This is a genomic window from Enterobacter cloacae complex sp. 385G4 (assembly GCF_057320665.1).
The window spans coordinates 31,506-51,322 of sequence record NZ_JBXWDD010000007.1; the positions used below are offsets into that span (position 1 = coordinate 31,506).

Annotated in this window: 20 protein-coding genes; 12 read left to right on the plus strand and 8 right to left on the minus strand. The window is 59.6% G+C overall.

Annotation, left to right across the window (positions count from 1 at the left end; translation table 11 throughout):
- Nucleotides 1–8: 8 nt before the first annotated feature.
- The 4 genes from AC2FAJ_RS17155 to hycA all read right to left on the minus strand — a co-directional run bounded on the left by AC2FAJ_RS17155 (nucleotide 9) and on the right by hycA (nucleotide 3,891).
- Nucleotides 9–932 (minus strand): respiratory chain complex I subunit 1 family protein, encoded by a 924-nt coding sequence (locus tag AC2FAJ_RS17155; protein WP_063437559.1) that lies wholly within the window; start codon nucleotides 930–932, stop codon nucleotides 9–11.
- A 1-nt stretch (nucleotide 933) separates the two neighbouring features.
- Entirely contained in the window at nucleotides 934–2,748 is a 1,815-nt protein-coding gene (hycC, locus tag AC2FAJ_RS17160) for a formate hydrogenlyase subunit 3 (RefSeq protein WP_045629932.1), read from the minus strand.
- Nucleotides 2,745–3,353, minus strand: a complete 609-nt coding sequence (locus tag AC2FAJ_RS17165; RefSeq protein ID WP_028014215.1) for a 4Fe-4S dicluster domain-containing protein — start codon at nucleotides 3,351–3,353, stop codon at nucleotides 2,745–2,747. Before AC2FAJ_RS17165 ends, hycC begins: the two co-directional genes overlap by 4 nt.
- Before the next feature lie 73 nt (nucleotides 3,354–3,426).
- Nucleotides 3,427–3,891 (minus strand): formate hydrogenlyase regulator HycA, encoded by a 465-nt coding sequence (hycA, locus tag AC2FAJ_RS17170; protein ID WP_041908468.1) that lies wholly within the window; start codon nucleotides 3,889–3,891, stop codon nucleotides 3,427–3,429.
- Nucleotides 3,892–4,102: 211 nt separating this feature from the next.
- Between hycA and hypA the strand changes: the two genes are divergently transcribed.
- From hypA to AC2FAJ_RS17220, 10 genes are all read left to right on the plus strand, one after another.
- Entirely contained in the window at nucleotides 4,103–4,453 is a 351-nt protein-coding gene (gene hypA / locus AC2FAJ_RS17175) for a hydrogenase maturation nickel metallochaperone HypA (protein ID WP_028014217.1), read from the plus strand.
- 3 nt (nucleotides 4,454–4,456) lie between these two features.
- Entirely contained in the window at nucleotides 4,457–5,320 is an 864-nt protein-coding gene (hypB, locus tag AC2FAJ_RS17180; RefSeq protein ID WP_485454349.1) for a hydrogenase nickel incorporation protein HypB, read from the plus strand.
- Nucleotides 5,311–5,583 (plus strand): HypC/HybG/HupF family hydrogenase formation chaperone, encoded by a 273-nt coding sequence (locus tag AC2FAJ_RS17185; RefSeq protein ID WP_028014219.1) that lies wholly within the window; start codon nucleotides 5,311–5,313, stop codon nucleotides 5,581–5,583. The genes hypB and AC2FAJ_RS17185 overlap by 10 nt, the downstream gene beginning before the upstream one ends.
- Before the next feature lie 3 nt (nucleotides 5,584–5,586).
- On the plus strand, nucleotides 5,587–6,708 hold the full coding sequence (gene hypD / locus AC2FAJ_RS17190) for a hydrogenase formation protein HypD (RefSeq protein ID WP_045629934.1): 1,122 nt from the start codon (nucleotides 5,587–5,589) through the stop codon (nucleotides 6,706–6,708).
- Nucleotides 6,705–7,715 (plus strand): hydrogenase expression/formation protein HypE, encoded by a 1,011-nt coding sequence (gene hypE / locus AC2FAJ_RS17195; protein WP_485454350.1) that lies wholly within the window; start codon nucleotides 6,705–6,707, stop codon nucleotides 7,713–7,715. Before hypD ends, hypE begins: the two co-directional genes overlap by 4 nt.
- Nucleotides 7,716–7,778: 63 nt before the next feature.
- On the plus strand, nucleotides 7,779–9,851 hold the full coding sequence (flhA, locus tag AC2FAJ_RS17200) for a formate hydrogenlyase transcriptional activator FlhA (RefSeq protein ID WP_045629936.1): 2,073 nt from the start codon (nucleotides 7,779–7,781) through the stop codon (nucleotides 9,849–9,851).
- Nucleotides 9,852–10,002: 151 nt separating this feature from the next.
- Complete coding sequence (eitA, locus tag AC2FAJ_RS17205; protein ID WP_028014223.1) at nucleotides 10,003–11,001, plus strand: siderophore ABC transporter substrate-binding protein EitA; 999 nt, start codon at nucleotides 10,003–10,005, stop codon at nucleotides 10,999–11,001.
- Nucleotides 11,001–12,038 (plus strand): FecCD family ABC transporter permease, encoded by a 1,038-nt coding sequence (locus AC2FAJ_RS17210; protein ID WP_028014224.1) that lies wholly within the window; start codon nucleotides 11,001–11,003, stop codon nucleotides 12,036–12,038. The genes eitA and AC2FAJ_RS17210 overlap by 1 nt, the downstream gene beginning before the upstream one ends.
- A complete protein-coding gene (gene eitC / locus AC2FAJ_RS17215) occupies nucleotides 12,038–12,799 on the plus strand; it encodes a siderophore ABC transporter ATP-binding protein EitC (protein WP_045629937.1) in 762 nt (253 codons plus the stop codon). The genes AC2FAJ_RS17210 and eitC overlap by 1 nt, the downstream gene beginning before the upstream one ends.
- A 16-nt stretch (nucleotides 12,800–12,815) precedes the next feature.
- Complete coding sequence (locus AC2FAJ_RS17220) at nucleotides 12,816–14,036, plus strand: MDR family MFS transporter (RefSeq protein ID WP_045629938.1); 1,221 nt, start codon at nucleotides 12,816–12,818, stop codon at nucleotides 14,034–14,036.
- Between the two features lie 5 nt (nucleotides 14,037–14,041).
- Here the strand turns inward: AC2FAJ_RS17220 and AC2FAJ_RS17225 are convergent, their stop codons facing one another.
- Nucleotides 14,042–14,386, minus strand: a complete 345-nt coding sequence (locus AC2FAJ_RS17225) for a nitrous oxide-stimulated promoter family protein (protein WP_028014227.1) — start codon at nucleotides 14,384–14,386, stop codon at nucleotides 14,042–14,044.
- A gap of 175 nt (nucleotides 14,387–14,561) precedes the next feature.
- Between AC2FAJ_RS17225 and AC2FAJ_RS17230 the strand changes: the two genes are divergently transcribed.
- Nucleotides 14,562–14,792 (plus strand): SymE family type I addiction module toxin, encoded by a 231-nt coding sequence (locus AC2FAJ_RS17230; protein WP_041908449.1) that lies wholly within the window; start codon nucleotides 14,562–14,564, stop codon nucleotides 14,790–14,792.
- A gap of 113 nt (nucleotides 14,793–14,905) precedes the next feature.
- Complete coding sequence (gene mutS, locus AC2FAJ_RS17235; RefSeq protein WP_041908448.1) at nucleotides 14,906–17,467, plus strand: DNA mismatch repair protein MutS; 2,562 nt, start codon at nucleotides 14,906–14,908, stop codon at nucleotides 17,465–17,467.
- Between the two features lie 93 nt (nucleotides 17,468–17,560).
- Here mutS and AC2FAJ_RS17240 read toward each other — a convergent pair whose 3' ends face one another.
- The 3 genes from AC2FAJ_RS17240 to AC2FAJ_RS17250 are packed head-to-tail and all read right to left on the minus strand — an operon-like array spanning nucleotide 17,561 to nucleotide 19,812.
- Nucleotides 17,561–17,782, minus strand: coding sequence for a non-oxidative hydroxyarylic acid decarboxylases subunit D (locus AC2FAJ_RS17240; RefSeq protein WP_003862116.1), 222 nt, complete (start codon nucleotides 17,780–17,782; stop codon nucleotides 17,561–17,563).
- 10 nt (nucleotides 17,783–17,792) lie between these two features.
- A complete protein-coding gene (locus AC2FAJ_RS17245) occupies nucleotides 17,793–19,220 on the minus strand; it encodes a non-oxidative hydroxyarylic acid decarboxylases subunit C (RefSeq protein ID WP_485454351.1) in 1,428 nt (475 codons plus the stop codon).
- Nucleotides 19,210–19,812, minus strand: a complete 603-nt coding sequence (locus tag AC2FAJ_RS17250) for a non-oxidative hydroxyarylic acid decarboxylases subunit B (protein ID WP_045629940.1) — start codon at nucleotides 19,810–19,812, stop codon at nucleotides 19,210–19,212. Before AC2FAJ_RS17250 ends, AC2FAJ_RS17245 begins: the two co-directional genes overlap by 11 nt.
- Nucleotides 19,813–19,817 lie beyond the last annotated feature (5 nt).

The window sequence follows — 19,817 nt, forward strand, 5'->3', positions numbered from 1 at the left end:
CTCTTTAATCACGCCACCAGCAAGGAGACGAACGCTAAAAATGCAAAACCAAAACCGGCCCAGGTGATGCGCGAGGTTGCCGCAAAACGCAGGCGTGCCATGCTGTTTTCAAACAGGGCGATGACCAGCACGCCGACCAGCAGCTTGAGGGCAGCAACCACCACGGCCAGCAGCAGGCCGCCTGCAGAGAAGTGCGTCATCTGCCCCCACGGGAAGAAAACGCCAACAAACATCTGCAACACCACCAATTGCTTAAGGCTGATGCCCCACTTCAGCACCGCGAAGCCGTAGCCGCTGTACTCGGTAAGCGGCCCTTCCTGCAGCTCCTGCTCCGCTTCCGCGAGATCGAACGGCAGCTTGCCCATCTCAATAAACGTGGCGAACGCGCAGGCGCAGAGTGCCAGCACGAGCGGGATGGAGCGGGCCACCGGCCAGTGGTAAACGGTGTCGGTGATAAAACTGATGTGGGTCGAACCTGCAACCTGCGCGGCTACCCACAGCCCCAGCAGCAGGATCGGCTCCACCAGCACGCCGAGCATCGCCTCGCGGCTGGCGCCGATGCCGGTAAACGGGCTGCCGGTGTCCAGGCCCGCAATCGCAAAGAAGAAGCGCGCGATGGCGAAGAGGTAGATGAGCGTAATCAGATCGCCGAGCACCGGCAGCGGCGAGCCTACCGTGACCACTGGCAGCGCGGTGGCGATGGTGAGCATCACGCCGACCATCACGAACGGCGTCAGGCGGAACACCCAGCCCGCGGCATCCGGCGCGACGCTCTGGCGAGAGAGCAGTTTGAAGAGATCGCGGTACTCCTGGAGCACGCCAGGCCCGCGACGGTTGTGCATTCGGGCGCGCGCCACGCGCGTGATGCCCGACAGCAGCGGCGCGACGGCGAACAGCACCAGCGCCTGAAGAATTGCCAGTAAAAGACTCATGTCAGGCTCCTCGTGAAATCACAATCACTACCAGCACCGCCAGCTCGATCAGCGCCAGCCGGCGGAACAGCACGGGCACGGCAGCACTCTGCCAGCCCGGCACCCAGCCCTGCGGGTTAAGCCACTGGCGCAGCTTCAGCACGGCGGCGAAGTTCTCCTTCACCGGCATGGCAAAACCGTGGGCGGTAATGACCATCGACGGCTCGTGTTCGTAGCCGCAGGCCCACGCCGCGCCGCGCGAACGGGAGGCGAGACGGTCGCGCCTGAAGAACAGCATCAGCACGAACGGCAGGAGCGGCCCGGCGATCAGCAGCAGCGCCATCATCGGCTGGGAGACAACGGTATGCGCCGTCGCCAGCGGCAGCGGAACGGCGTGGCCCAGCAGCGGCAGCAGCCACGGCGCGGCAACCCCGCCCGCAATGCAGCACAGCGCCAGCGCGACCACGCTGGTGGCCATCAGTACCGGGGCGCAGCAGGCGTTCTCCGCTTCACGGGTGCGCGGCGCGCCGAGGAAGGTGACGCCATAGACTTTCGCCATGCACATCACCGCCAGCGCCCCGGTAATCGCCAGGCCCACCGCCAGCAGCGGGCCGAGCAGCCGCGCGATAAACGCGTCGCTCTGGCCGAGCGCGAAGAAGGACTGATAGATCACCCACTCCCCGGCAAAGCCGTTCAGCGGCGGCAGCGCGGCCATCGCCATCAGCCCCACCAGCATGGCGAGTGAAATCATCGGCATCTTTTTGCCAATCCCACCGAGCTTTTCGATATCGCGATGGCCGGTGCGGAACCAGACGCTGCCCGCGCCGAGGAACAGAGTGGTTTTAAACAGGCTATGGTTGACGAGGTGATACAGACCGCCGACAAACCCGGCAGCAATCAGCGCCGGCTGGTTGAGCGCCAGCCCGGTGACGCCCGCGCCCATGCCGAGCAGGATGATGCCGATGTTTTCCAGGGTGTGATAGGCCAGCAGACGCTGGATGTTGTGCTCCATCAGGGCGTACAGGCCGCCGACAAATGCGGTGATCATCCCCGCAATCAGCAGCGCTACCCCCCACCACAGCGGCGGCTGACCGCCCGTCAGGGTAATCGTCAGGATACCGAACAAACCGACCTTCATTACCACCGTCGAAAACAGCGCGGCGGCGGGCGCAGAGGCATTCGCGTGCGCCTGCGGGACCCAACCGTGCAGCGGGATAATCCCGGCCAGCAGGCCAAAGCCGACTGTGCCCAGCAGCCAGACGTCGTTCCCCAGCGGCTGGCCGTTAAGCGCGGCAAAATCCAGGGTGCCGAAACGCTGCCACACCAGCCAGCAGGCCAGCGCCAGCAGCAGCGTGCCGAGGCGTCCGAGCGCAAACCATAGCTTGCCGGAGGCGCTGCAGCCGGTCAGGAACACGCCACACAGCGCCATGATCTCTGCCATCACCACCAGCGCGCCGAGGTTGCTGGCGATAACCGTGCAGACCGCGGCGGCCATCAGCAGATTGACCAGCAGGCCGTTGGCTTTGGTCTGCTGATGGCGGTGCCAGTCAATATTGAACAGGCTGATAAACAGCCCGCACAGGCCAAAGGTCACCAGCCAGATGGCGTTCAGCGGCGTAATCGCCACGGTGTGGCGAATCAGCGGCATGAGTGTTTCCACGGATTGTCCGCCGAGCAGGACGACACCGCCCGCCGCCAGCGTCATCAGGCTGCCGACCGCCCCGCCGATACCGGCTATCCAGCCGCTCAGGGTTTTATGGAAAGAGAACACCAGCGCCAGCGCGGCGGCAGCGGCAAAGTACGCCACGGCGCTGTTAATCATAAATATCGCGTTCACTTCGCCCCCTCGTTAAGCGCCTGCAGAAGCGAAAGATCGCCGACGTCGGTATTAATGGTCAGCTCGCGCTTGCGCCTGCTGGTACGGGCGATATCGCGGATGTTAACCAGGATCAGCGCTTTGGTCGGGCAGGTCCGCACGCAGGCCGGACCCTGTTCGTCAAAGCTGCACAGATCGCACTTCACCGCAATAGCGCGGATGCCGGGCACCCAGTCCAGCAGCGTGCTCACGCGTGCCGGAGCCGGTGGCGCAGGCGGCGCTTTCGGGGTATTGGCGTTCGCCGGGATATGCAGCGGGCGGCTGCCGGAGAATTCAATGGCACCGAACGGGCAGGCGATGCCGCACAGCTTGCAGCTCACGCACAGGCTTTCGTTCAGCTGGACCGCGCCATCGACGCGGGTGATGGCATTGACGGGACACACGCCCGCGCACGGGGCATCTTCACAGTGGTGGCAGAGCTGCGGGGCAGACTCTTTCTCATTACGCATGACGCGCAGGCGCGGCATGGACTGCAGCCCGTGCAGGCGGTGCGTTTCCGAACACGCCGCCTCACAGGTCCGACAGCCAATACAGACCGTCGAGTCAGCAATTACAAAACGGTTCACCGGGCAATCCTCTGGTGATGGTCATTTTTGACGACGAAAAACTGTCTCATCGACACTTTTCGACATTCGGTTATCAGGCAAGATTTGCGGGGGCCTTTCCCACGACGAGCTGTTTGAGGTCGACCGGCAAGTCGTGCTCAACCGCGGCGTAGAGACCGTTGTAAACCGGCGCGATTTTCTCCAGATAGTGCTCAAGCACCTGCTGGCGATCGCGGTTGCTGACGTAGCCGTCAACCATGCCGTCGGCCATCAGCTGCGCCTGCGCAATACGTTGTTTTTCACCCTCTTTATTCTCAACGTAGTACTCGATGGTGTGGCTGTTAAAGCTGTCTGCCAGGGTCACAAAGACCGTGAAATGACCGAACAGGACAAAGCGCATATCCCCCTGCGCCGCACAGCTCATTGCATGATGCAGTCGGGCTTTTGACAGGGTGATCCCCTGAACCAGAGAGTTACAGTAGAGGTGCCACTGATCCTGAAGCTGCTGGTGGCGCTGCGCGATGTAATCCGCTTTTTCGCTAATTTCCCAAATAGTCATAGAAGGTATCCGGTTAATGGAGATAGCGGCTGTTAAGCAGATTCCGTGCCAGTTTTTAATGTGTTGATTTGAATGATTTTTATTAAATAAGACACTGTCAACGCCGCCGTGTCGACGTGTCATTTCGACAGCGCTGACATCGTCACGCCGTAACGCAAATCAAGCTGGCACCGTTATTGCATTTACTGGCGCAAATCATTGAGGAGGCGTCATGCACGAAATCACCCTCTGCCAGCGGGCTCTGGAACTTATCGAACAGCAGGCAGTGCAAAACCACGCGAAGCGCGTCACCGGCGTCTGGCTGAAGGTCGGGGCGTTTTCCTGCGTCGAGACCAGCGCCCTGAACTTTTGTTTTGAGCTGGTGTGCCGCGGCACGCTGGCGGAAGGCTGCGCGCTGCATATCGACGAGCAGCAGGCGGAGTGCTGGTGCGAGCAGTGCCAGCAGTACGTCACCCTGCTCTCATCAAAGGTTCAACGCTGCCCGCAGTGTCAGAGCACGGGTCTTCGCATCGTGGCGGATGACGGTATGCAGATCCAACGCCTCGAAATTGAGAAGGAGTAATGTATGTGTAGCACCTGCGGTTGCGCCGAAGGCAACCTGTATATAGAAGGGGATGAACACCGTCCCCACTCCGCGTTTCGCTCCGCGCCTTTTTCCCCTGCCCCGCGTCCTGCGGCGGCCCTGACCGGCATCACCTTTGCGCCGCAGCGTTCCGACGCGGGCGACCTGCATTACGGCCACGGCGAAGCGGGCACCCACGCGCCGGGCATGAGCCAGCGCCAGATGCTGGAGGTGGAGATCGACGTGCTGGACAAAAATAACCAGCTTGCCGCCCGCAACCGCGCCCGCTTTGCCGCGCGTCAACAGCTGGTGCTCAACCTGGTCTCTAGCCCCGGCTCCGGTAAAACCACCCTGCTGACCGAAACCCTCAAACGGCTGAACCAACGCATCTCCTGCGCGGTGATCGAAGGCGATCAGCAAACCGTTAACGACGCGGCGCGCATCCGCGAAACCGGGACGCCCGCCATTCAGGTTAACACCGGCAAGGGCTGCCACCTGGATGCGCAGATGATTGCCGACGCCGCCCCTCGCCTGCCGCTGGCGGATAACGGCATCCTGTTTATCGAAAACGTCGGCAACCTGGTCTGCCCGGCAAGCTTCGACCTCGGCGAACGGCATAAAGTGGCGGTGCTCTCCGTGACCGAAGGGGAGGACAAGCCGCTGAAGTACCCGCACATGTTCGCCGCCGTCTCCCTCATGCTGCTGAACAAAGTCGATCTGCTGCCGTACCTGAACTTCGACGTGGATAAGTGCCTTGCCTGTGCCCGCGAGGTGAACCCGGACATTCACATCCTGCTGGTTTCCGCCACGCGCGGCGACGGCATGGACGCCTGGCTGGATTGGCTGGAGAGCGAACGATGTGCATAGGCGTACCGGGACAAATCCATTCCCTCGACGGCAATCAGGCCAAAGTGGAGGTTTGCGGGATCCTGCGCGACGTCGACCTGACGCTGGTGGGCAGCACCGATGAGACGGGCGCGTCGCGCCTCGGCCAGTGGGTGCTGGTCCACGTGGGGTTTGCGATGAGCGTGATTAACGAAGCGGAAGCCCGCGACACGCTGGACGCGCTGCAAAACATGTTTGACGTGGAGCCGGACGTGGGCGCGCTCCTGTACGGCGAGGAGCGCTAGCCTATGCGTTATGTTGATGAATACCGCGCGCCAGAACAGGTGATGCAGCTTATCGGACATCTGAAAACGCGCGCGGCGCTGCTGGACTACACGAACGAAAGGCCGCTGCGGATCATGGAGGTGTGCGGCGGGCACACGCACGCCATCTTCAAGTTTGGCCTCGACCAGCTGCTGCCGGAGAACATTGAGTTTATTCACGGCCCCGGCTGCCCGGTGTGCGTTTTGCCGATGGGGCGCATCGACAGCTGCATCGAAATTGCCGGCCAGCCCGACGTCATTTTCTGCACCTTTGGCGACGCGATGCGCGTGCCGGGGAAAAACGGCTCGCTGTTGCAGGCGAAGGCGCGCGGCGCGGACGTGCGGATCGTTTACTCGCCGATGGATGCCCTGACGCTGGCAGAGGCTAACCCTGAGCGCAAGGTCGTCTTTTTCGGGCTGGGTTTTGAAACCACCATGCCCGCTACGGCCATCACGCTGCAGCAGGCGAAAGCGCGCAACGTCACTAACTTTTTCTTTTTCTGCCAGCATATTACGCTCATTCCCACGCTGCGCAGCCTGCTCGAAGAGCCAGACAACGGCATCGATGCGTTTCTGGCGCCGGGCCACGTCAGCATGGTGATTGGCACAGACGCCTACGGTTTTATCGCTGATCAGTACAATCGTCCGTTAGTGGTGGCTGGTTTCGAACCGCTTGATCTACTGCAAGGCGTAGCCATGCTGGTTGAGCAGAAAATAGCGTCCCTGAGCGCGGTCGAAAACCAGTACCGCCGCGTGGTGCCCGATGCGGGAAATGAACGGGCGCAGCAGGCGATTGCCGACGTGTTTAGCGTTGAGGGCGACAGCGAGTGGCGCGGGCTGGGGCTGATTGCGGAATCCGGCGTGCGCCTGACGCCTGCCTATCGCGAATTTGATGCCGAAGCGCACTTCCGCCCTCAGCCACAGCAGGTGTGCGACGATCCCCGGGCCCGCTGCGGCGAGGTGCTTACCGGCAAATGCAAACCTCATCACTGCCCGCTATTTGGCAACACCTGTAACCCGCAAACCGCGTTTGGCGCGCTGATGGTCTCCTCTGAAGGGGCTTGCGCCGCGTGGTATCAGTATCGCAACCAGGAGTGTGAAGCATGAACACGGTGGAAATGGCGCACGGAAGCGGTGGACAGGCGATGCAGCAGCTGATTAACCGGCTGTTCATGGAGGCCTTTAATAACCCCTGGCTCGCCGAGCAGGAGGATCAGGCGCGCATCGCGCTCTCAACCCTCACGGCACACGGCGACCGGCTGGCGTTCTCCACCGACAGCTACGTGATTGACCCGCTATTCTTCCCGGGCGGCGATATTGGCAAGCTCGCCGTCTGCGGTACGGCCAACGACGTGGCCGTCAGCGGCGCTATTCCGCGCTACCTCTCGTGCGGATTTATCCTCGAAGAAGGATTACCGATGGAGACGCTTGCGGCAGTGGTCAACAGCATGGCGCACACCGCCCGCGAGGCGGGGATCGCTATCGTCACCGGGGATACCAAAGTGGTCCAGCGCGGCGCGGCGGATAAACTCTTCATCAACACCGCCGGAATGGGGGCGATCCCCGCCGACGTTCACTGGGGCGCGCAACGCCTTAGCGCGGGCGACGTGCTGCTGGTAACCGGAACGCTGGGCTGCCACGGGGCAACCATCCTGAACCTGCGCGAAGGCTTAGGGCTGGACGGCGAGCTTCGCAGCGACTGCGCGGTGCTCACCCCGCTTATCCAGACGCTGCGCGACATCCCGGGCGTCAAAGCCCTGCGCGACGCTACCCGGGGCGGGGTTAATGCCGTTGTCCACGAGTTCGCCGCAAGCAGCGGGTGCGGGATTGAACTGAGCGAGCGCGACCTGCCCGTTAAGCCTGCCGTGCGGGGGCTGTGTGAGCTTTTAGGGCTTGACCCGCTAAACTTTGCCAACGAGGGCAAGCTGGCGATCGGCGTGGAACGTTCGGCGGCGGAAGCCGTACTTGAACAGCTGAGAGCGCATCCCTTAGGGAAAGAGGCGGCCATCATTGGCGACGTGGTTGAGCGCAAAGGGGTGCGCATGACCGGACTTTACGGCGCGAAGCGCACGCTGGATCTGCCGCACGCTGAGCCGTTACCCCGAATTTGCTAGAACCGCGCCATAAGCGGTCAGCAGTGAAGTCTCTTTTTTGCCAGTTTCTATTGGAAAGCAATAATGCCGTATACACCGATGAGCGATCTTGGACAGCAGGGCCTGTTTGACATCACGCGCACACTTTTACAACAGCCCGATCTCGGCGCGCTGAGCGATGCCCTGACGCGGCTGGTCAGGCAATCAGCGCTGGCGGACAGCGCGGCGATTGTGCTCTGGCATAGTGGAACGCACCGCGCGAGCTACTATTCCACGCGTGAGAATGGCAAAACATTTGAATACGAAGACGAAACGTACCTCGCGCACGGCCCGGTGCGCCGCATTCTCTCCCGGCCTGAAGTGCTGCACTGCAATTTTGAAGAGTTTCGGATGGCATGGCCGCGGCTGGCAGAGAGCAATCTCTATCAGCCTTTCGGTCATTACGGCATGCTGCCGCTGGCGGCGGAGGGCCATATTTTTGGCGGCTGCGAGTTTATCCGCAATACCGACCAGCCCTGGAGCGAGGCGGAGTACGAGCGGCTGCACACCTTTGCCCAGATTGTGGCCGTCGTCGCGGAGCAGATCCAAAGCCGCGTCACCAATAACGTGGATTACGACCTGCTGAGCCGCGAACGCGATAACTTCCGCATTCTGGTTGCCATCACCAACGCCGTACTCTCAAGGCTCGACATGGACGAGCTGGTCAGCGAAGTCGCCAAGGAGATCCACCACTATTTCAGGATCGACGCCATCAGCATCGCGCTACGCGGGAACCGCAAAGGCAAGCTGAACATCTACTCCACCCACTATCTTGATGAGGCCAACCCGGCGCACGAGCAGAGCGAGGTGGACGAAGCGGGCACCCTTTCTGAGCGGGTATTTAAAAGCAAAGAGATCCTGCTGCTGAATCTCAGCGAGCAGGACCCGGTGGCGCCGTACGAGCGGATGCTGTTTAACACCTGGGGCAACAAAATTCAGACCCTGTGCCTGCTGCCGCTGATGTCCGGCAGCACCATGCTTGGGGTGCTCAAACTGGCGCAGTGCGATGAAGCCGTGTTTACCACCGCCAACCTGAAGCTGCTGCGCCAGATCGCCGAGCGTATTTCCATCGCGCTGGATAACGCCCTCGCCTATCAGGAGATCCACCGCCTGAAAGAGCGGCTGGTGGACGAAAACCTGGCCCTGACCGAACAGCTCAACAACGTGGACAGCGAGTTTGGCGAAATCATTGGGCGCAGCGATGCCATGTACAGCGTGCTGAAGCAGGTTGAAATGGTGGCGCAGAGTGACAGCACGGTGCTGATCCTCGGTGAAACCGGCACCGGTAAAGAGCTGATAGCCCGCGCCATTCATAACCTGAGCAACCGCAACAGCCGGCGGATGGTGAAGATGAACTGCGCGGCGATGCCCGCGGGTCTGCTGGAAAGTGACCTCTTCGGCCACGAGCGCGGGGCGTTTACCGGGGCCAGCAGCCAGCGGCTGGGCCGTTTCGAACTGGCGGATAAAAGCTCGCTGTTCCTCGACGAAGTGGGCGATATGCCGCTGGAGCTGCAGCCCAAGCTGCTGCGCGTTTTGCAGGAGCAGGAGTTTGAGCGCCTCGGCAGCAACAAGCTGATCCAGACCGACGTGCGGCTGATTGCCGCCACCAACCGCGACCTGAAAAAGATGGTCGCCGACCGCGAGTTTCGCAGCGATCTCTACTATCGCCTGAACGTCTTTCCGATCTGCCTGCCGCCGCTGCGCGAGCGCCCGGAAGATATTCCGCTGCTGGTGAAGGCCTTTACCGCGAAGATTGCCCGCCGGATGGGGAGGAATATCGACAGTATTCCTGCCGAAACGCTACGTACCCTTTCGGCGATGGAGTGGCCGGGGAACGTGCGCGAGCTGGAAAACGTCATTGAGCGCGCGGTACTGCTGACGCGCGGGAACGTTCTTCAGCTCTCTTTGCCTGAAGTCTCCCTTCAGGAAGCCCCCACGCTTTCGGCAGAGGTCGCGCAGGAAGGCGAAGATGAATATCAGCTCATTATGCGCGTACTGAAAGAGACCAACGGCGTGGTAGCCGGACCGAAGGGCGCAGCTCAGCGGCTGGGGCTGAAACGCACTACCCTGCTCTCTCGCATGAAGCGTCTGGGAATCGATAAAGAGAGCCTGCTTTAACCCGACATTCCGGCGCCGCTTATGGCGCCGCTTTTCGTCACCCTGCGCAATTGTCCCTCATTGACACAATATATTTTCCTCTGTATAAAATTCCGCCTTAATAATGCGTTTCATTTGCATCAAAAATAATATTAATGAAGGGTAGCGTTTCATGAAGAAGGTCATCTGCGCGTTAGGCCTGGCGATTGCGTCGGTCAGTTCTGCTCTGGCAACCACATATCCTCTGACGATTGAAAACTGTGGCTATAAAGAGACATTCACTAAAGCGCCTGAACGCGTCGTGGCCCTCGGTCAGAACACCGTGGAAATTTTGCTCCTGCTGGGGCTGGAAGATAAGGTCAAAGCCAGCGCCTTCTGGCCGACCAAGGTGCTGCCGCAGCTGGCTGAGCAGAATGCAAAAATTAAAACCCTGACCGTCGAAATTCCGACTCTTGAATCCATCCTTGCGCAAAACCCCGATTTTGTTCCTGCACAGCTGCCGCTGCTGCTTGGGCCGGAAAGTAAGGTCGCAAAACGTGAAGATCTGGCTACCGTCGGCGTGAACAGCTATTTATCTCCAGGCATGTGCGCCACCAAAAAAGCGGCAGGCGATATGTACGGCAGCCGCCAGACGCTGTGGGATATGACGTACCTTTATAAAGAGATTGAAGATTTCGCGAAGATTTTCAACGTTGAAGCGCGTGGCCAGGCCGTTATCGCTGATTTCAAAAAACGTGAGGCCGACCTGCGTCAGGAATTTGGTAAAAACAAAAAAGATCTCTCGTTTGTTTTCTGGTTCTCAAGCGCCTCGCCTTCGGCAGATGCCTATGTCGGCGGGAAAAATAGCGCCTCCGGTTTTATTGCTAACGTGCTGGGTGGCCATAACGCCATTACCGCTGAGACCGAATGGCCGACCGTCGGCTGGGAAAGTATTATTGCCGCGAACCCTGATGTGATTGTCGTCTCCAGTCTGGACCGCAACCGCTGGGCGCTGGATAACGCGGATGAGAAAATCAAATTCCTGAAAAGCGATCCTGCCGTGAGCCAGCTTGATGCCGTCAAAAAAGGCCATATCGTGGTGATGGACGGTCAGGCGATGAACCCGACGATTCGTACGATTTACGGTGCTGAACAGGTGGGTGAACAGCTCAGAAAACTGGGGCTGAACTGATGACGGCAGCCGTACTTCAGGCCCGCCAGGGCCTGATCCTGACCACTTCCGCTCTGCTTGCCGTTGTCCTGCTGTTTTTAGTGATTGCTCTTGGCGTCAGCGTCGGCGAGCTGTCGATTCCGCTCTCCAACGTCTTTTACGCTATTGGTAATAAGCTGGGGCTGACCGACGTTCCGCTCAACCGCATCTATGAGAGCGTAATTTGGGACTTTCGCCTGAGCCGCGCGCTGGTGGCGGCCTGCTGCGGGGCCGGTTTAGCCATCTGCGGTGCCGTGCTGCAAAGCCTGCTGAAGAACGCGCTGGCGGAACCCTACGTGCTCGGCGTGTCGGCGGGTGCCTCAACCGGGGCGGTGTCGGTCGTCGTCCTGGGCATCGGCACCGGCGCGGTGTCGCTCTCTGCGGGCGCGTTTGCCGGGGCGTTCGCCGCCTTTGCGTTTGTCGCCTTTCTGACGAACGGCGCGCGCGGCGGCAATGAACGCACCATTCTGGCAGGCGTTGCTGCATCTCAGCTTTTCAACGCCATTACCGCCTACACCATCAGCACCTCCGCCAGCGCGCAGCAGGCGCGCGACGTGATGTTCTGGCTGCTGGGCAGCTTTAGCGGCGTGCGTTGGCCGGAATTCCAGCTGGCGCTGGTTGTCGTGCTGGCGGGCCTTGCCGTCTGCCTCTACTATTCCCGGGCGCTGGACGCCTTTACCTTTGGTGATGATGCGGCAGCCTCCTTAGGCATTGCCGTGCCCTGGGTGCGTCTTGCCCTGTTTACCACCACGGCCCTGATCACCGCGACCATCGTCAGCATGGCGGGCTCAATCGGCTTTGTAGGGCTGGTGGTGCCGCACGTCATGCGCTTCCTGTTCGGGCCGCTGCACCGCACGCTGCTGATTGCCAGCGCGCTGGCGGGGGCGATCCTGATGGTGCTGGCCGATATCGCCTCGCGCATGCTGATTGCCCCGCAGAGCCTGCCCGTCGGCGTGGTCACCGCGCTGGTGGGCGTACCTTTCTTTGCCGTGATTATCTACCGCTCAAGGAATAAGTGATGAGTATCTGCGCTGAAAATATTACCTGGAAGGTAGGCAAAAAAGTTATCGTCAATGGTGTCTCGCTGAAGGTTTCACGCGGCGAAACGGTGGGTTTGCTTGGTCCTAACGGCTGCGGCAAATCGTCCCTTTTGCGTATCCTGGCAGGCCTGCGTCGCCCGGATTCGGGCAGCGTGACCCTGGACGGGCAGGACATTTCCCGCATCGTCAAAAAGCAGCTTGCCCGCCGGGTGGCGTTCGTTGAGCAGCACGGGATGACCGACGCCAATATGCGCGTGCGCGACGTGGTCAAACTTGGACGTATTCCGCACCACTCCCCTTTTTCTAACTGGAGCGCGCAGGATGACGACACCGTCACCGCGGCTCTGCAGCGTGTCGATATGCTGGACCGCAGCGAGCAGGGCTGGCTGAGCCTATCCGGCGGCGAGCGTCAGCGGGTGCATATTGCCCGCGCGCTGGCGCAAACGCCAACCGAAATCCTGCTGGATGAACCGACCAACCACCTGGATATCCATCATCAGATGCAGCTGATGCAGTTGATCAGCCAATTACCCGTTACCAGTATCGTCGCCATCCACGATCTCAACCACGCTTCAATGTTCTGCGACTCGCTGATTGTGATGCAGAAAGGGCAAATTGTGGCGACCGGAACGCCGCAGGACATCTTATCCGAGTCGTTGCTCTGGGATGTGTTCCGGGTCAAAACCAAAATTGAGATCTCGCCGTTTCATGGCAAAAAGCACATTCACTTTATCGTTTAGGGACGAGTGATCGACAATGTCCCTTCGCCCCGCCACCACGCTCTGGCCGCCCGTTTTACTGGGTAGCCAGTTTGTTTTTAACATTGGTTTTTACGCCGTCGTTCCCTTCCTGGCGATATTTCTGCGTGACGACATGCTGCTCTCCGGCGGGCTTATCGGGCTGATCCTGGGTCTGCGCACGTTCTCGCAGCAGGGGATGTTTATCGTTGGCGGTGCGCTCTCGGACCGGTTTGGCGCGAAGGTCATCATCCTCAGCGGCTGTATAGTTCGTGTTTCAGGCTATCTGCTGCTGGCCTTCGGGGGATCGCTGTGGCCGATTATTCTGGGCGCGTGTCTGACGGGCGTCGGCGGCGCGTTATTTTCTCCCTCAATTGAGGCTCTTCTGGCGAAAGCGGGTACCCACAGCGAGGCGAAAGGGAAACGAAGCCGGGCGGAGTGGTTCGCGCTCTTTGCCGTCTGCGGGGAGCTCGGCGCGGTACTGGGCCCGGTTGCTGGCGCTCTGCTAACGGGGCTTGGCTTCCGCCAGGTAGCGCTGGCGGGGGCAGGCGTCTTTATCATTGCGCTAGTGGTGCTTTACTTCTGTCTGCCTGCTGCCGGGCAACGTTCACAGAAGATAAAAATAGAGCCCTGGTGGACGACGTTCCGCCAGCCGCGCTTTGTCGCCTTTATCATTGCCTACAGCTCCTGGCTGTTAAGCTATAACCAGCTCTATCTGGCGCTGCCGGTGGAGATCCAGCGCTCCGGCGGTAACGAGAAAGATCTCGGCCCGCTTTTTATGCTGGCCTCCGTTCTGATCATTACCTTACAGCTGCCGCTGGCGCGTTTCGCCCGACGCGTGGGCGCGGTGAACATTCTTCCGGTGGGCTTTTTGCTGCTTTCCGCCGCCTTTGCGAGCGTGGCAATGTTTGCGGCAACAGAACCGCCTGAAGGCTGGCTGCGGCTTCTGCCCTCGGTCTCGTTTGTCACGCTGCTGACGCTGGGGCAGATGCTGCTGGTGCCGTCGGCAAAAGATCTCATTCCGCGGTTCGCCGATGAATCCACGCTGGGCGCGCACTATGGCGCACTCTCCACCGCCGGAGGTATTGCGGTACTGGCTGGAAATTTGTTATTTGGCAGCCTGCTGGATCGCGCGCTGGTGCCTTCAACGCAGGCGATTTATCCGTGGCTGCTGCTGGCGCTCTTTCCACTCTGCAGCGCGCTGGCCCTGAACATGATTTGCCGTCCGCTACGAAGCTGATCGGTTCACTTTTTCGGTCGATACTTCTCCGGCAGTTCCGGCACCGGACGACGGTCATCCATCAGATGGAGGACGGTCAGAATGGGGTGACGCCATAACATACGCGGGCCTGCCCAGCGCATAATCTGCTTCATCTCTTCACGTCTGGCAGGCTGGTAGCAGTGCACCGGGCATTGTTTACAGGCGGGCTTTTCTTCACCAAAAACGCACTTATCCAGGCGCTTATCAGCATACGCGTTGAGCGCCTGATAATGCCCCGCTTCCTGAGAAGCCTGTGGACACTGCTTTGCGTACAACGCGATCATTTTCGCGATGGTCTCTTTTTCACGTGATATGCGTTTACCGGTCATAGCGACTTACCAAATAATAAGATGCATCAATAATACACTTTAAAACTGTGGATTTCAGGTGTTGCATTCCGTTTTCTGAAGCCTGATTCCACTATTAACCCTGCACCTCCTGGAAATCACTGGTATTTTATACAGGCATCAGGAATGACCGTTGTCCGTATAGTCTGGAGACCCTATGAAAGAGATCGCGATCGGCAAACCCTACCGCCATTTAAAAGTGGGATATTTCAGAAAACGTCACGAGGATCGAAAAACGAAGATACCAAAGCGATACAGCGTGCATGCGGCGCTGAGCTTAAAAGGAGACTGGCTTGAAAAGGCGGGCTTTACCACCAACTCCCAGGTCAGGGTGGGCGTTGAGCATGGAAAAATCGTCATAGAGTTAATGTCTGAAGGCGCCTCGTAAAGCCGCCACATTTTTCTGCGCCGTACCTTTTTTTCATGCGACAATAGAACGAACAAACGGCCACTGAGCCGCTCAAAACGGTTTATTTTCAAAGAAATGGACATCATAACTCCATGAGCACAATCGACAATTTCGACGCACATACGCCGATGATGCAGCAGTACCTGAAGCTGAAGGCACAGCATCCGGAAATCCTGCTGTTTTACCGCATGGGCGATTTTTACGAGCTGTTTTATGACGATGCTAAACGTGCGTCGCAGTTGCTCGACATCTCGCTAACCAAACGTGGCGCATCCGCAGGCGAGCCCATTCCGATGGCCGGTATCCCGCACCACGCGGTTGAAAACTATTTGGCCAAGCTGGTGAATCAGGGTGAGTCCGTTGCCATCTGCGAACAAATCGGCGATCCGGCAACCTCGAAAGGCCCGGTTGAGCGCAAAGTCGTACGCATCGTCACGCCAGGCACCATCAGTGATGAAGCCCTGCTTCAGGAGCGCCAGGATAACCTGCTGGCGGCGCTGTGGCAGGACGGCAAAGGGTTTGGCTACGCCACGCTGGACATCAGCTCCGGGCGTTTTCGCCTGAGTGAGCCGGCTGACCGCGAAACGATGGCTGCCGAACTGCAGCGCACCAACCCGGCAGAATTGCTCTACGCCGAAGACTTCGCCGAAATGGCGCTGATTGAAGGCCGTCGCGGATTGCGCCGTCGCCCGCTGTGGGAATTCGAAATTGATACCGCGCGCCAGCAGCTGAACCTTCAGTTCGGTACCCGCGATCTGATTGGCTTTGGCGTGGAAAATGCTCCACGCGGGCTGTGTGCCGCTGGTTGCCTGCTGCAGTACGTGAAAGACACCCAGCGCACCGCCCTGCCGCATATCCGCTCTATCACCATGGAGCGCCAGCAGGACAGCATCATCATGGATGCCGCCACGCGCCGTAACCTGGAGATAACTCAGAATCTGGCGGGTGGCGTCGAAAACACCCTGGCTTCCGTCCTCGACAGTACCGTTACGCCGATGGGCAGTCGCATGCTGAAACGATGGCTGCATATGCCGATTCGCGATACCGATACGCTGGTTTGCCGCCAGCAGACGATTGCTGCGTTGCAGGATCGCTATACCGAGCTGCAGCCGGTCCTGCGTCAGGTGGGCGATCTGGAGCGTATCCTGGCCCGTCTGGCATTGCGCACCGCGCGCCCGCGTGACCTCGCGCGGATGCGTCATGCTTTCCAGCAGCTGCCGGAACTGCGTGCGCAGCTGAGTGACGTTGACAGCGCGCCGGTACAGAAACTCCGCGAAACGATGGGCGAATTCACTGAACTTCGCGAACTGCTGGAGCGCGCCATTATCGATGCACCTCCGGTTCTGGTGCGCGATGGCGGCGTGATTGCTCCAGGCTACAACGAAGAGCTGGACGAATGGCGCGCGCTGGCCGACGGCGCGACGGACTATCTCGATAAGCTGGAAATTCGCGAACGCGAGCGTCTTGGGCTCGACACGCTGAAAGTGGGATATAACGCGGTACACGGTTACTACATTCAGATCAGCCGCGGGCAGAGCCATCTGGCGCCGATTCACTACGTACGTCGTCAGACCTTGAAAAACGCCGAGCGTTACATCATTCCCGAGCTGAAAGAGTACGAGGACAAAGTACTCACCTCGAAAGGTAAAGCCCTGGCGCTGGAAAAACAGCTGTATGACGAGCTGTTCGACATGCTGATGCCGCACCTTGCTGACCTGCAGCTCAGCGCCAGCGCGCTGGCGGAGCTGGACGTGCTGGTGAACCTGGCAGAACGGGCTGAAACGCTAAACTATACCTGCCCGACCTTTACCGACAAGCCCGGCATTCGCATTACGGAAGGCCGTCACCCGGTCGTTGAGCAGGTGCTGAACGAACCGTTCATCGCCAACCCGCTGAGCCTCTCGCCGCAGAGAAGAATGCTGATCATTACCGGCCCGAACATGGGCGGTAAGAGTACCTATATGCGCCAGACGGCGCTGATTGCTTTGCTCGCCTATATCGGCAGCTACGTCCCGGCGCAAAAAGTGGAGATTGGCCCCATCGATCGTATCTTCACCCGCGTTGGGGCAGCGGACGATCTGGCGAGCGGTCGCTCAACCTTCATGGTCGAGATGACCGAAACGGCTAATATTCTGCATAACGCAACGGAGCACAGCCTGGTGCTGATGGACGAAGTGGGACGCGGAACCTCAACCTATGACGGCCTGTCACTGGCCTGGGCCTGTGCTGAAAGCCTCGCGAATAAAATCAAGGCCATGACGCTGTTCGCCACCCACTACTTCGAGCTGACGCAGCTGCCGGAGAAAATGGAAGGCGTGGCTAACGTTCATCTTGATGCGCTGGAGCACGGCGATACCATTGCCTTTATGCACACGGTGCAGGATGGCGCGGCGAGCAAGAGCTATGGCCTGGCCGTTGCGGCGCTGGCAGGTGTACCAAAAGAGGTGATCAAGCGCGCTCGCCAGAAGCTGCGTGAGCTGGAAAGCCTCTCGCCGAATGCGGCGGCGACGCAGATTGATGGCACCCAGATGTCGCTGTTGGCGCCACCGGAAGAAACGTCGCCTGCGGTGGAAGCGCTGGAGAACCTCGACCCGGATTCACTGACGCCGCGTCAGGCGCTGGAGTGGATTTATCGGTTGAAGAGTCTGGTTTAGTTTTCTGCGGTCTGTTTTGTCGGGTGGCGGCTTCGCCTTACCCGACCTACAAAACCCGTAGGCCCGGTAAGCGCAGCGCCACCGGGCCTATTATTACAACAGCGGCGGGATCGTCGGCACCTGCGGTGCTTCATCAATATCCTTCTGCGTCATGCGGAACGCTTCCGGGTAATGCTCGCGGCTGGTACGACGCAGCGGTTCGGTATCGCGCCAGGTATAAAGACAATGCTGGCACTGATAAACGGTCCAAACCCCTTTCACCGGTGACGTCGCCATCACTTCAATATGCTCATCGGCACAACGTGGACAAATCATCTTTTCCTCCTTATTGGCGTGCTGCCAGCATCGCGGTCAGTTTTTCAGCCCAGGCTTTAGTTTCAGGCAGATCCTGTACCGGCTGGCTGTAGTGGCCACGGGTGTCCGGTGCAACAGGCGTGGTGGCATCAATAATCAGTTTGTCGGTAATGCCCGCCGGGCTGGAGCCAGGGTCGAGTTCAAGCACTGACATGTTCGGCAGCTGCACCAGATCCCCTGCCGGATTGACCTTCGATGAGAGCGCCCACATCACCTGCGGGAGGTTGAACGGATCGACATCCTCATCCACCATAATCACCATCTTCACGTAGCCCAGACCGTGCGGCGTGGTCATGGCGCGTAAACCGACCGCGCGGGCAAAACCACCGTAGCGTTTTTTGGTGGAGATAATTGCCAGCAGACCGTGGGTGTACATCGCGTTCACCGCCTGCACTTCCGGGAATTCTGCCTTCAGCTGCTGGTAAAGCGGCACGCAGGTGGCAGGTCCCATCAGATAGTCAATCTCGGTCCACGGCATGCCGAGGTAAAGGGATTCGAAGATCGGTTTGGTGCGGTAAGAAACTTTGTCGATACGGACCACCGTCATATTACGGCCACCGGAATAGTGTCCGGTAAACTCGCCGAACGGCCCTTCGATTTCACGTTTGCGGCCTTCAATCACCCCTTCCAGGATCACTTCAGACCCCCACGGCACGTCGAAGCCGGTCAGCGGCGCGGTGGCAATCGGGTACGGGCTTTCGCGCAGCGCGCCGGCCATTTCATACTCAGACTGATCGTATTTCAGCGGCGTGGCGCCCATCAGGGTGATGATCGGGTCGTTGCCGAGAGTAATCGCGATCGGCAGATCTTGTCCGTGCTCTTCCGCTTTGTGCAGATGGAAGGCGATATCGTGCATCGGTACCGGCTGCAGGCCGAGCTTGCGCTTGCCCTTGACCTCCATGCGGTAGATCCCGACGTTCTGCTTGCCGAAATGATCCGGGTCGAGCGGATCGCGCGAGACAACGCACGCTTTATCGAGATAAAAACCGCCGTCACCGTCGTTCAGGCGAAACAGCGGCAGGATATCGAACAGGTTAATGTCTTCACCGTCGACCGTATTTTGCGCCCAGGCCGGGTTAGCGCGGCGCTCCGGCGTAACGGGGAATTTATCCCAGCGGCGAATAAACTCGTCGATCTGTTTTTTTACCGGGGTATTCGCTGGCAGCCCCATCGATATGGCGTGGTTTTGCCACGAGCCGATGGTGTTCATCACCACGCGGGCATCGGTAAAGCCACGAATATTGTCGAACCACAGCGCGGGCGCGCCGTCGCCAATACGGCCTGTGGCGTTGGCTGCCGCCGCCAGATCCGGCTCCGCATTCACCTCTTCCTCAATTTTCAGCAGTTGCCCTTGCTCATCGAGCGCCTGCAGGAAGCTTCTCAAATCATCAAATGCCATCTTTGTTCTCCTGTGAAAAATGTTTCGCCTCCCGCAACCCGTTCCATCGGCGCGCCTTTTTGTGCTCCAGACCAAACTGGTCGAGCACACGAGTGACGATATGCTGGGTGATGTCATCGGCGGTTTGCGGGTGGTTGTAATACGCAGGCATGGGCGGCACCATCGCCACGCCCATGCGGGAAAGCGCCAGCATGTTCTCCAGATGAATGGTGCTGAGCGGCGTTTCGCGGGGAACGAGCACCAGCTTGCGCCCCTCTTTCAGCACCACATCTGCCGCACGGCCCACCAGCCCTTCGGCGTAGCCCGCGCGGATCCCCGCCAGCGTTTTCATGCTGCAGGGAATGACGATCATGCCGTCGGTGCGAAACGAGCCGGAGGAGATAGTGGCGGCCTGGTCAGCCGGGCTGTGAACAACGTCAGCCAGCGCAGCAACGTCCTGCACGCTGTAAGGCGTTTCCAGCTCAATGGTTGTTTTTGCCCACTTCGACATGACCAGATGGGTCTCTACCTCCGGCATTTCCTTCAGCGCCAGCAACAGCGCCACGCCGAGCGGAGCCCCCGTTGCTCCTGTCATTCCCACGATCAATCTCATTCATC